11 protein-coding genes are annotated in these 12,492 nt (G+C 64.9%); 5 read left to right on the top strand and 6 right to left on the bottom strand.

The window, feature by feature from the left end:
- Positions 1-134: 134 nt before the first annotated feature.
- The 6 genes from ML401_RS12860 to ML401_RS12835 form a co-directional block, all read right to left on the bottom strand.
- A complete protein-coding gene (locus ML401_RS12860; protein ID WP_285812154.1) occupies positions 135-1,205 on the bottom strand; it encodes a hypothetical protein in 1,071 nt (356 codons plus the stop codon).
- 398 nt (positions 1,206-1,603) lie between these two features.
- Complete coding sequence (locus ML401_RS12855; RefSeq protein ID WP_194407345.1) at positions 1,604-2,551, bottom strand: ABC transporter substrate-binding protein; 948 nt, start codon at positions 2,549-2,551, stop codon at positions 1,604-1,606.
- 120 nt (positions 2,552-2,671) lie between these two features.
- Positions 2,672-3,712, bottom strand: a complete 1,041-nt coding sequence (locus tag ML401_RS12850) for a ribose ABC transporter permease (protein ID WP_211418243.1) — start codon at positions 3,710-3,712, stop codon at positions 2,672-2,674.
- On the bottom strand, positions 3,705-5,228 hold the full coding sequence (locus ML401_RS12845; RefSeq protein ID WP_211418244.1) for a sugar ABC transporter ATP-binding protein: 1,524 nt from the start codon (positions 5,226-5,228) through the stop codon (positions 3,705-3,707). Before ML401_RS12845 ends, ML401_RS12850 begins: the two co-directional genes overlap by 8 nt.
- Before the next feature lie 130 nt (positions 5,229-5,358).
- A complete protein-coding gene (gene xylB / locus ML401_RS12840; protein ID WP_285812153.1) occupies positions 5,359-6,804 on the bottom strand; it encodes a xylulokinase in 1,446 nt (481 codons plus the stop codon).
- A 13-nt stretch (positions 6,805-6,817) separates the two neighbouring features.
- Positions 6,818-7,741, bottom strand: a complete 924-nt coding sequence (locus tag ML401_RS12835; RefSeq protein ID WP_212066906.1) for a LysR family transcriptional regulator — start codon at positions 7,739-7,741, stop codon at positions 6,818-6,820.
- Positions 7,742-7,849: 108 nt separating this feature from the next.
- On the opposite strand from ML401_RS12835, the gene ML401_RS12830 reads away from it, so the two are divergent.
- The 5 genes from ML401_RS12830 to ML401_RS12810 are packed head-to-tail and all read left to right on the top strand — an operon-like array spanning position 7,850 to position 12,441.
- Complete coding sequence (locus ML401_RS12830; protein ID WP_211418247.1) at positions 7,850-8,173, top strand: Dabb family protein; 324 nt, start codon at positions 7,850-7,852, stop codon at positions 8,171-8,173.
- On the top strand, positions 8,170-9,249 hold the full coding sequence (locus ML401_RS12825; protein ID WP_285812152.1) for a maleylacetate reductase: 1,080 nt from the start codon (positions 8,170-8,172) through the stop codon (positions 9,247-9,249). The genes ML401_RS12830 and ML401_RS12825 overlap by 4 nt, the downstream gene beginning before the upstream one ends.
- A gap of 4 nt (positions 9,250-9,253) precedes the next feature.
- Positions 9,254-10,618, top strand: coding sequence for an amidohydrolase family protein (locus ML401_RS12820; protein ID WP_285812151.1), 1,365 nt, complete (start codon positions 9,254-9,256; stop codon positions 10,616-10,618).
- 21 nt (positions 10,619-10,639) lie between these two features.
- Positions 10,640-11,542 carry an NAD(P)-dependent oxidoreductase gene (locus tag ML401_RS12815; protein WP_285812150.1) on the top strand — a complete coding sequence of 301 codons (903 nt, stop codon included), beginning with the start codon at positions 10,640-10,642 and terminating at the stop codon, positions 11,540-11,542.
- A gap of 14 nt (positions 11,543-11,556) precedes the next feature.
- Positions 11,557-12,441, top strand: a complete 885-nt coding sequence (locus ML401_RS12810; protein ID WP_259205594.1) for an intradiol ring-cleavage dioxygenase — start codon at positions 11,557-11,559, stop codon at positions 12,439-12,441.
- Positions 12,442-12,492: the final 51 nt, after the last annotated feature.

Below are 12,492 nucleotides of genomic sequence, written 5' to 3'. Positions count from 1 at the left end.
TACTCATGAACGTTCGCTTCCAACGCAAAGCGGAAGTCCGCCACTCGAGGGGGATCGGCGGCTTGTGAGCCGTTGCGGACATATCGAAATCAAACCAGACCGAAGCGGCTGAGACGAGAAGCACTCCGGCTCGGCTAGGGGAGTCCTTTTGTCATCGTAAAGGGATTGAACCCACGTTCCGCGAGGGCTGCCCACGAAGCTGCGCCAAGATGTGACAATCGGAAATAGTTTCGCGGCTTGGTCGGGTCGGTGTCCAACACGAACCCCGTCGGTAACGCGCGGACACTCGTGGCATAGAACCCACCATCGGGCGACCTCTGGGATTCGATGACAGAGATCAACGATTCCGCCCTCTCGGTCTTGCCGAGCAATTTCATCAAGAGAGCCATTTGGCCCGTCCCTTCGGTCCACACACCATCCCGGTCTTCACCGTAAGAAAAGCCTCCGTCGACACTCATCCGCTGTTCAGCGGTCGTCATTGCCGTTGCAAATTTCCCGGCCGCTCCGTGAAGCGCCGTTAAAGGCCAGATCTGGGCATCCAGGGCCAAAATCGGATTATGCGTGACTCCGTCTTCAGCGGTTCCCGCGGCAAAACAGGCGCACCCCGGATCCCACATCGAATTTACGAAGTACTCGGCAACCGTTGCCATATCGCGCCAGCGCGAGTCGCCTGTACGGATCGCAAGAAGGCCAAACGCGGCGGCGAGGTCAGTATTATGTTCAGTCGATTTCCACGTCCGCACTTCCGGCGTCGGTTCGTGCCCAAACGTACCACCCGTGAAACCGCCAGTACCGCGCGTATCGGCCCATTGTGCGACCCAGGCGCCAAGCCGAGCTGCGCCATCGCGGAACCGAGAGCCGGTGTTCACATCATCAAGCGACAGCAACGCCAACATGGCCCATGCCACGTTACCAACATCGCTGCCCACCTGATATCGATCCTCCAACCATTTGTTTTGAGCATTGTCCCACCACCCCGGAAGTTTGGCGGGGCCGTTCACCACCACACCCGCCGCGTAAGCGTTCCTGAGGCGGCCATCATGCCAGGTGCGGTCGTTGTCGAGGGCCCAGAGAATTGCCGAGCCGATTCGAGACGCTTTGTCTCGCTCACCGCAACCGACCAACGCGATGGCGGCCACCGCATTGTCATAAAGGTAAGCGGCGCCATGGAGAGGCCCCGATTCCACGGTCGGATAGCTGCGCAAGAACAACGGCCCTGGCGGTGCCTCATCGATTAGACCAGCGAGGTACCCGCATGCAGACGTTTCTGGTGTTGCTAAAGCCCGCATGGAAGTGGCGGCCAAAAGGATTATGAAACTCGCTACGATCCATACGCAGGTTTCTATTCGGGCCACTTGCTGTTCTCCCGGGTGGAGGATGATTCCATATACCCATCGGCGACGTCTGGAGGTGGCCCTCAGCGGCCTGGCTAGGGCGCATTGGCCATGTCCGGTGTTGAAAAACTAACGGACACGGCCCCCGCGCGGGCCGGCCGGATTTATGGGTATACGCCTTAGCGCGAGCCTGCGGCCATGACGCCACGGGCGGCGTGAATCAAACACACCGCCCGCAATTCGTGGTTTGCCGCCTCAGCAAGGGAGGCTTACTGCGAACGATCGGAGGTCCAGCCCTTGTACTCGGCGACGTTGTCCCTGGTCACGAGTTTGGACGGCAGCAGCTCGACGGTCGAGGCCGGCTTCTGGCCGTTGAGGATACCAACACCGACCTGCACGGCGCGGCGCGCCATGAAGAACGGATCCTGCGAAGCCGAAGCCTGGATCTGCGGCGACTGCGGATCCTTCAGCGCGGCCTCGATATCGGGCGCACCATCGACCGCGGTGATGACGATGCCGGTGCGGTTCTGCTGGCGCGCCGCAAGGTCGGTGCCGATGGCCTGGGGATCGTTGATGGCGAAGATGGCGTCGATCTTGGGGAAGCGGGTTAGATAGCCCTGAGCAACGGTGAGACCGCCTTCGCGGGAGCCTTTGCCGTCCTGGTCGTTGGACAACACCTTGATGCCGGGATTCTTCGAGAAGACGTTCTTGCAGCCAACGACGCGGTCGATCACGGCGGAGACCTGCGGTCCGTTCTCGATGATGACCTCGCCCTTGCCGCCCAGCTTGTCGACGATGTACTGGCAGGAGATCTCGCCGGCCTGCACGTTGTTCGTGGTCACGGTGGCATCGGCGCCTTCGGCCGCGGTATCGACCGCGACGACGACGATGCCGGCGGCCTGCGCCTTCTTGATCGCCGGCCCGATCGCCTTGGGATCGCCGGGGTTGAGCAGGATCAGATCGACGCCGGCGGCGATGAAATTGTCGATCTGGGTGACCTGCTTACCGAGATCGTATTCGAAGCCGACCGCCGTGATCTTCACGTTGGGATTGGTCTTCCTGGCCTCGAACTCGGCGCCCTTCGCCAGTGCGACAAAGAACGGGTTGCCCATCGACCCCAGCGAGACGCCGATCGACTTGAGCTCCTTCGCCGAGGACGGCACGGTGCTAAGAACAAGCGCCGTCGCGGCGCCGGCGAGCATGATCGTCTTCAACATGGACTTCCTCCCTGGTCTGTGTTGGTCCCCGGCGCGGCAGACCAGTTGCCGCAACGGAAGCTTTCATGTTCTGGCCGAGCCTTTAAGTTCTGGCGGAGCCTTTAAGTTCTGGCGGAGCCTTTATGTTCTGGCGGAGCCTTGCAGCCGGTACCGATCCAGCGCCACGGCGCCAATGATGACGAGGCCCTTGATGACATATTGCCAGATGTCGGAGACACCGACGAGGATGAGGCCGTTCGACAGCACCGCGATGATCAGCGCGCCGACCAGTGTCCCCCAGATCGAGCCGATGCCGCCGACGAACGAGGTGCCGCCGAGGATCACGGCGGTGATCGCGTCGAGCTCGTAGGACTGGCCAAGCTGCAGACCATTGGCGGCATAGAGCCGCGCCGCCTGCATGGCGCCGCCGAGCCCGGCGAAAAGCCCGGAAACACCGTAGACGAAGATCAGTACGGCCCAGACCTTGATGCCCGCAAGCCGCGCCGCGCTCTCGTTGCCGCCCACCGCGTAGATGTGCACGCCGAGCACGGTCCGGCGCAGCACCAGCCACGAGACCAGGATGACGAGCAAGGCGATCACCGAGAGCCACGGGATCGATGCGACGCCGGGAACGAGCGTCAGCGAGCCGTTACCGATGAAGGCATAGGGGATGGCGGGATTGAACACGGTGGTGTCGGCCCCGAGCAGTCGCGCAAGGCCGCGCACCGCGGTGAGAGAGCCGAGCGTGACGATGAAAGGCGGCAGGCGGAGCAGCGCGATCAGCGCGCCGTTGACGACGCCGAAGCCAAGGCCCGTGAGCAGCGAGGCCGGCAGCCACAGCATGCCAAGCTCCGGCAGCTTGGACAGCGTCAACCCGGCCATCGCGGAGGCCGCCAGGATCGAACCGACCGAGAGGTCGATGCCGCCGGTGAGGATAACGAAGGTCATGCCCGCGGCGAGCACGGTGTTCACCGCGGCCTGCTGCAACACGATGCCGAGATTCTGTCCGGTGAAGAAGCGTCCCTCGGACAGAAAATGAAAGCCGATACAGAGGATCAACAGCACCGGCAGCATGCCGAGCGCGCTGATCAGCATCCTCACCCGCTGGCGCTTTGTCTCGGCGGCAGCACCGTTGGTCGTCGTCGGGGCGGACTGGACCTCCGCAGCACCGTTGTCAGGCATCGAGATGCTCCATCCCCGTGGCAAGCGCCATGATGTCTTCTTGTGTCAGCGGCGAACTGGGTCCGCGGCTCACCTCGCCGGCGATGTGCCCGGCCCGCATGACGGCGACGCGGTCGCAGATGCCGATGATCTCGGGCAGGTCGGACGAGATGACCAGGATCGCAGTGCCGGCCTTGGCCAGATTGTCGATGATCGAATAGATCTCGGACTTGGCGCCGACATCGACGCCACGCGTCGGCTCGTCGAGGATCAGCACCTTCGGCGCGATGGCGAGAAGCCGCGACAGCAGCAGCTTCTGCTGATTGCCGCCGGACAGGCCACCGGCGGGGACGCCGACATTGGCGGCGCGGATGCTGAGGCCAGCGAAGGCCCGGTCGGCGCGCTCGCGCGCCTTGTCACGGTCCAAGAACCAGCCGAGCTTGGCATCGCGGCCGAGCACCGCGAGGTTGATGTTGTCCAGACAGGACATATCCAGGAACAGGCCGAGTGCCTTGCGGTCCTCGGTCAGATAGGCGATGCCGGCCTCGAGCGCCTCACCGGGGGTGCGGATCTCGACCGGCTGTCCTTCCAGCTCGAGCCGGCCGGAGGTCTTTGGCAGTGCGCCGATGATGAGATGCGCAAGCTCGGTGCGGCCGGCGCCGATCAGGCCGGCGAGCCCGACCACCTCGCCTGAGTGCACGGTGAGCGAGCAGCCCTTGACGCGCTGGCCATCGGCCATGTCGATCGCTGCGAGCACGGGGTGTCCGCGCCCCGCGTCCGGATCGTGGTCCTTCTTGTAGAACGAGGAGACGTCGCGCCCGACCATCAGCCGCACGATGGTGTCGGCACGGATCTCGGGCTTGTCGAGCGAGCCGACCAGCCGGCCGTCGCGCAGCACGGTGACGCGGTCGCCGAGCGCGTAGACCTCGTCCATGCGATGCGAGATGTAGATGATGGCGAGCCCCTCCGCCCTGAGCTGGCGGATCAGCGCGAACAGCCGCGCGCTCTCGCCCGCCGACAGTGCGGTGGTCGGCTCGTCCATGATCAGGATCTTTGACCTCGCATGCAGCGCACGGGCGATCTCGACCAGTTGCCGCTGGCCCATGGACAAATGGGCGACCAGCGTCGAGGGCAGGAAGTCTGCGCCAAGCCGCTTCAAAATGGGACCGACGCCCTCACGCATCTCCCCGCGCGCCAGCAGTCCTGAACGCGAGATCTCGCGGCCGAGATAGATATTCTCGGCGACGCTGAGATTGGGAGCGAGCGACAGCTCCTGATAGATGATGGAGATGCCCGCCGCGCGGCCGCCGAGCGGACCTTCAATCCGGACCGGATGCCCTTCGATGCGGATCTCGCCGCCGGGATCAGGCTTGTAGGCGCCGGACAGGATCTTCATCAGCGTCGACTTGCCGGCGCCGTTCTCACCCATCAAGGCATGAATCTCGCCGGCATAGACGGTGAGATCGACGGCACGCAGCGCCTTGATGCCGAAGAAGGATTTGGAGACACCGCGCATCTCGAGGATCGGAGCGTTCATCGTGCCTCCCGGCGCACAATGCGTTTCCCACCCGCGTCTCGATCTTCTTGTCAGCGCGGCTCACGCATTAAACAAAAGGCCGCGGCACAGGGCAATACCGAACACAGCGAAATGCGATATCACGGCGATGCTAGTGGCACGGCCGATACAGTTCGCGCCAGGCGGGAAGCCGTTCGGCGTAAGCATCGGTCAGCCCGGTGTCAGGTTCGAACGTCTCGACGCGTTGCGGTCGCGTGCACACGGTTGCGATTGCCTCACCCGTGACAGCAAGCCGCCCCAATCTTGCCGCACCGAACGCCGCGCCGGTCTCGCCGCGGGCAAAGCGGTGGATGGGAACATTCAGCACGTTTGCGAGGACCGAGAGCCAGAACGATGACCGCGAACCACCGCCGATGACGTCGGCTTCCGCGATCGCGATGCCGGCATCCGCGAGCGCGTCGCGGCAATCGACCAGCGCGAAGGCGACGCCTTCGAGCACCGCCTGCACGATCGCATTGCGATCGGTGCCATGGCTCAAACCATCGAGCATGCCGCGCACGGCGGGATCGTCATGCGGTGTCCGCTCCCCTGCGAGATAAGGCAGGAAGCTCACCGGCGACGGCGCCCGCGGGCGCGGTCCTAGCGGCGCCAACAACTCGGTCTCAGTGACGCCGAACAGGCGCGCGGCCCAGGCCAGACAGGAGGCGGCCGACAGGATCGCGCCGGCCTGTATCCACATGCCCGGGATGGCATGGCAGAACGTGTGCACCGCGCGGTCCGGATTGGCGGCGATCGTGGCGGTCGGTGCCAACAGGGCACCCGATGTTCCCAAGGATATGAATGCGGTTCCCGGCTGGATCGCGCCGATGCCGATGGCCCCCGACGGATTGTCGCCGGCACCGCCCGCGATCACCGGCCGCCCGGTCATGCCCCAGCGCCGCGCCAGCTCGCTCCGCAGTCTTGCTGCGGGCGCGCATCCCTCGACCAGACGCGGCATGTGCTCGCGCGTCAGGCCGGTTGCGGCCAATGCGGCGTCCGACCAGTCCCGGCGCGCAGCGTCGAGCCACAGGGATCCCGATGCATCCGAGACATCCTCGACGGCCTCGCCCGAAAGCACCAGGCGCAGATAGGCCTTCGGCTGCAGCACGAGCTTCGTCGCGGCAAAGATGTCGGGCTCATGCGTCGCGATCCAGAGCAGTTTTGGCGCGGTGAATCCCGGCATCGCCTTGTTGCCCGTCACCGCGCGCAAGGCGGGCCAACGTTGCTCCAGGACACGACATTCCGCGGCGGCGCGTCCGTCGTTCCAGAGGATGCAGGGCCGCAAGGGTCTCAAGCCCGCATCGAGCAGCGTGGCGCCATGCATCTGGCCGGACAGCCCAATGCCCTTGACCGCCGCCAGCTCTTGTCCATGCGAAGCCTTCAGCGCATCGAGCGTGGCGAAGGCCGCATCGATCCATTGCGCGGGGTCCTGCTCGGAATGACCCGGCTGCAGCGAGGCGATCGTCAGCGGCCGGCTCGCGCTTGCGATCACGCGCTGAGTGTCGTCGACGAGAACCGTCTTGACTGCGGAGGTGCCGAGATCGATGCCGAGATACATGGATGCTTCCCGCTCACTTCGCCGCGTCGATCCAGATCCCCGGCTCTGAATGCTCACGGATGTGGCTGACCAGGAAGTCCGAGAACACCCTGATCTTAGCCGGCAGCCTGACGCGGTTCTGGTAGGCGATGTTCATGGTGAGCAGCGGCAGCTGCCAGTCGCTCAGGACAGGCACCAGCCGGCCGGCTGCGATATCGCCCTGCACGATGTAGAGCGGCTGGATCAGGATGCCGAGCCCCGCACGCGCGGCACCACAAATGATCTGGCCGTCATTGCTGTCGAGCGTCGGCGCGATCCGCACCGTCTGCGTCGTGCTGCCCTGGCTCAGCCGCAGCGAATAGGGATCGTTGGCTAGATTGTAGATCAGCATATCGTGGCGGGCGAGATCGGCGGGATGCTCGGGCCGGCCGTGCTTTTCCAGATAGGAAGGAGCCGCCGCGAGCACACGGTGCATCTGGCCGATGCGGCGGACGACTATGTTGGAATCCGGCTCGTGCTCGCGCGTGCGGATCGCGACGTCGATGCCGGCCTCGATGAAATCCAGATAGCGGTTGGCGCTGATGATCTGCACACTGAGATCGGGATAGAGCGCGCGGAAGGCGGGCAGCATCGGCGCGAGATAGATCATCGCAAAGGACAACGAGGACGTGACGCGTAGCATGCCCTTCGGTGACAGCGCACGGTCGGAGACCGCGTCCTCGGCTTCGGCGAGTTCGTTCAAGAGCGTGCTGCAGCGTTGCAACAGCTCCTGCCCTGCCTCGGTCAGCCATTGCCGGCGCGTGTTGCGCTCGATCAGCCGGACCGCAAGCCGCTCCTCCAGGGCGCTGAGATGGCGGCTCGCGGCCGCGTTCGACATCCGCAAGGTCTCGGCAGCTTTGGAAAGGCTGCCGAGCTCGGCCGTTTTGGAGAAGACCTCGAGTTGAAGCAGCCGGTCCATTTTTGCGCATATCGGAAAAGAGACTTACAAATTTTGGCCTTTATTTCCGATTTCTGCAAGGCAAAATAGCTCTCAACAAAGCACTGCGACAGGCGAGGAAATCAGGAAATGTCGGGGCCGATCAGGCACATCGTGATGTGGCGGCTGCGCGGGGAGACCCCCGAGGAGCGCTCCGCCGCCCGGGTCAAGGTCAAGACGCTGTTCGAGGGCCTCAAGGGCCGGATCGACGGCCTCACCCATATCGAAGTCGGCATGGATGTCAGCGCGGTCGATTACGCCTGCGACGTCGTTCTGTTCTCCGAATTCACCGACCAGGCGGCGCTCAGCGCCTATGCCAGCCATCCGGAACATCTGCGGGTGCGCGAGGCCTTGGGCGACTTGCGGATCGGGCGCTTCCAGGTCGATTATCCCATCAAAGAGACCGGCGCATGATCGGTTCGTTCACCTTTGAAAACCTGCCCTGCCGCGTCGTGTTCGGCAGCGGAACGCTGGCTGAAGCCAAGGCCGAGGTCGAGCGCCTCGGTGGCAAGCGCGCGCTGGTGCTGACGACGCCGCAGCAGGAGGCGCAGGGCAAGAGCCTCGGCGCGGCGCTCGGCCCGCTCTATGCCGGCATCTTTCCCGGCGCGACCATGCACACGCCGGTCGAGGTCACGGAGCGCGCGCTCGCCGCGATGCAGGCGTGCGAGGCCGACTGCGTCGTCTCGCTCGGCGGCGGCTCGACCACGGGCCTCGGCAAGGCGTTGGCCTTGCGCACCGGAATCAACCAGCTCTGCATTCCCACCACCTATGCCGGCTCGGAGATGACGCCGATCGTCGGGCAGACCGAGAACGGCCTGAAAACCACGGTGCGCGACGCGGCGATCCTGCCCGAGACCGTGATCTACGATGTCGATCTCACCTTGACGCTGCCGGCGAGCCTCGCGGCAACATCCGGCATCAACGCGATCGCGCATGCGGTGGAGGCGCTGTACGCACGCGACGCCAACCCCGTGACATCGCTGATGGCCGAAGAAGGCATTCGCGCCCTGGCGAGGGCACTGCCCGCCATCGCCGCGAAAAGCGACGACCGCGAGGCCCGCACCGAAGCGCTCTATGGCGCCTGGCTGTGCGGCGTTTGTCTGGGCACTGTCGGCATGGCGCTGCATCACAAGCTCTGCCATACGCTCGGCGGCACGTTTGATCTGCCGCATGCCGAAACCCACACCATCGTGCTGCCGCATGCGCTCGCTTACAACGCCCCGGCCGTGCCCGATGCGATTTCACGCATCTCGCGCGCGATCGGCGCGGCTGACGCACCGCTAGGTCTTCACGATCTCGCCAAGCGGCTCGGCGCGAAGCTGGCGCTGCGCGACGTCGGCATGCCCGAAGCCGGCATCGACAAGGCAGCCGATCTCGCGGTGACGAATCCCTACTGGAATCCGCGGCCGCTCGACCGCAACATTATTCGCGACGTGATTGCACGCGCCTGGGCCGGCGAGCCGCCCGTCACCGTCAAAGCGGCGGCGTGAGGCGATGCGGCGCACGCTGATCAAATCCGCTATTGTCATCACCATGGATGACGCGATCGGCGATCTCGCAACCGGCGATGTGCTGGTCGAGGGCAGCCGCATCATCGACGTGCGGCCATCGATCGACGTCGCGACAGACGTCGAGATCATTGACGGCAAGGACCGCATCGTCATTCCCGGCCTGATCAACGCGCATATGCACACCTGGCAGACCGGCTTGCGCGGCTTCGCCGCGAACTGGACGCTGCTGGAATATTTCCGCCGCATGCATGCCGGCCTTGCGACCGTGTTCCGGCCCGAAGATATCCACATTGCAACCCTCGTCGGCGCACTGAACCAGATCAATTGCGGCACCACCACGCTGGTCGACTGGTGCCACAACAATCCGACGCCAGATCACACCGACGCTGCCGTGCACGGCTTGATCGAGAGCGGGATCCGCGCCGCCTTCTTCCACGGTTCGCCCAAGCCGGAGCCGAAGCCGGGCGAGCCGCATTTCTCGGAAGTGCCACACCCGCGCCGCGAGGTCGAGCGGCTGCTGGCGGGCCCCCTTGCCGACCGCGACGGCCTCGTCACGCTCGGGCTCGCCATTCTCGGTCCGCATTATTCGACACTCGACGTTGCGGTGCAGGACTTCCGTCTGGCGCGCGAACTGAACCTGATCGCCTCCATGCACCAGGGCGGCGGCCCGGCCAAGACGCCCGGCGGCTGGGAGAAGCTGATCGAGTCCGGCCTCGTCGGGGCCGGCACCAACATCGTCCATGGCAACGACCTGCCGGACGCGTTGCTGGACCGGATGGTGGATCTCAGCGTGTCGTTCTCGGTGACGCCGGAGAACGAGATGATCCAGGGCCATGGTTTTCCGATCACCGGGCGTTTGCTCAAGCGCGGAGTGCGGCCGACGATCGGCATCGACCTCGAATCCATCCTGGCCGGCGATCTCTTCTCCGCCGCCCGCATCGCGCTGTCGATGCAGCGGGCACTCGACAATGCCGAGTCGCGCAAGACCAGCGGCAGCATTCCGGCGACGACCACAGTTCCCGTGCGCGAGGCGCTGCGATGGATCACGACGGAAGGTGCCCGCATGCTCGGCCGCGAAAACCAGATCGGATCGCTGACACCGGGCAAGCTCGCCGACCTCGTCATCATCAACGCCTCCGACCTCAATCTCCACCCGGTTCATGATCCCGTCGCGACCGTGGTGATGCAGACAAGCCTTGCCAACATCGAGGCCGTCATGATCGGCGGCGCCTGGAAGAAGCGGAATGGCCGACTGCTGGTCGAAGGATTGGAGGCCAAGAAAGAGCTGCTGGCGCAATCGGGCCGGCGGCTGGTGCAGGACATCGAACGACAGGGACGCGCCGCCTGAAGGCGCCAACGGACGATAACAATGACAGACGCTTCGAAGAACATCGCTTTCATCGGGATCGGCAAGATGGGCCTGCCGATGTCGGCGCTCGTGGCCCAGGCCGGTTACGCCGTCACCGCGTTCGATCAGAGCGCGGCACGGATCAACGAGGCGCGCACGCAACGCATTGCGACTGCGGCATCGCCGGCCGATGCCGTCAGCGGCAAGGCCGCTGTCGTCACCTCCCTGCCCGACGATGCAGCCTTGCGCGGGGCGCTGCTCGGCTCCGCCGGCCTGGTCGCCGCCATGGCGCCCGGAGCGGTTCTCATCGAGACCAGTACCGTCAGCGTCGAGGCCTCGACCGAAGTCGCAGCCGCCGCGCAGGCGCGCGGCATTGCCTATCTGCGTTCGCCGGTCTCCGGCAATGCCAGCATCGTTCACACGGGCGCGCTGACCTGCTTCGTCTCGGGCCCCAAGGACGCGTTCGAGAAACTCAAGCCGCTGTTCGCGGCCTTCACCCGTGCCCAGACCTATCTCGGGCCTGCCGAAGAAGCGCGCTACGCAAAGCTCTCGGTCAATCTGATGATCGCGGTGTCGGCCGCGATGATGGCGGAAAGCCTCGCGCTGGCGCGCAAGGGCGGCATTGCCTGGCAGGACATCCTGAAGGTGCTCGACGACAGCGCGGTCGCCTCCCCCATGGTGAAGTACAAGACCGCGCCGCTGCGCAGGCGCGACTTCGAGTCAACCTTCTCCTGCAAGCAGATGGCCAAGGACCTCGACCTCATTCTCGGTGCCGGCCACGCCGTCGGCGTGCCGCTTCAGCTCGCCGCGCAAGTGCGCGAGACCTATGGCTCGCTGGTCGCCCAGGGCGATGGCGACACCGACTTCATCGCCACCGTCAAGCATCTCGAGCGGCTGTCCGGCCTTGGCGAACCCGAACTCTGATCCTCGGAGGCCCCATGCGTAACTTCAACGAGACCACGATCACGGAAGCAGTGCTGGAGCGGATCGCGGGCGCGACCGATCCGCGGATCAAAGAGATCAGCGAAGCGCTGGTGCGTCATCTTCACGCCTTCGTCCGCGAGGTGCGTCCGACCCAGAAGGAGTGGGAGTTCGGCATCGACTTCCTGACCCGCACCGGCCACATGTGCAACGACAAGCGCCAGGAGTTCATCCTGCTGTCGGACACGCTCGGTGTCTCCATGCTGGTCGATGCCATCAATCACCCGGTGCCGGAGGGCGCGACCGAGACCACCGTGCTCGGCCCGTTCTTCGTGCAGGCCGCGCCGGAGAAGGACAGCGGCGCCGACATCTCCGGCCCGATGGAAGGCGATCCGATGCTCGTCACCGGATCGGTTTCGACCGTCGACGGCAAGCCGCTGGCAGGCGCCGTCGTGGACGTCTGGCACTCCGACGATGACGGCTATTACGACGTGCAGCAACTCGACAGCATCGGCGATCTCGCCATGCGCGCCCGCTTCCACACCGATGCCAACGGCCGCTTCCATTTCTGGTCGATCAAGCCGGCCGCCTACCCCATTCCGCATGACGGTCCGGTCGGCGACATGCTGGAGGCACAGGGACGCCATCCCTGGCGCCCGGCACATGTGCACTTCATGATCTCGGCGCCCGGTTTCGAGCAGCTCGTGACGCACGTGTTCGTTGCCGGCGACCAATATCTCGACAGCGACGTGGTGTTCGGCGTCAAGGACAGCCTGATCCGGGAGTTCGTCCGTCACCCCGCCGGCCGTGCGCCGGATGGTCGCATGGTGGACGGTGAGTATTTTCACCTCAATTACGATTTCGGCCTGAAGCAGGTCGCGAGCAACGCAAGAGCCGCCTAAGCTTGGCGGCGACGGACCGAACAAGAGTCCGGCAACAGGGAGCAGACAGGG

This window comes from Bradyrhizobium sp. 62B (assembly GCF_030272265.2).
In the GTDB taxonomy this organism is placed as follows: Bacteria; Pseudomonadota; Alphaproteobacteria; order Rhizobiales; family Xanthobacteraceae; genus Bradyrhizobium.
This window is presented reverse-complemented; position numbering and strand designations above follow the sequence as displayed.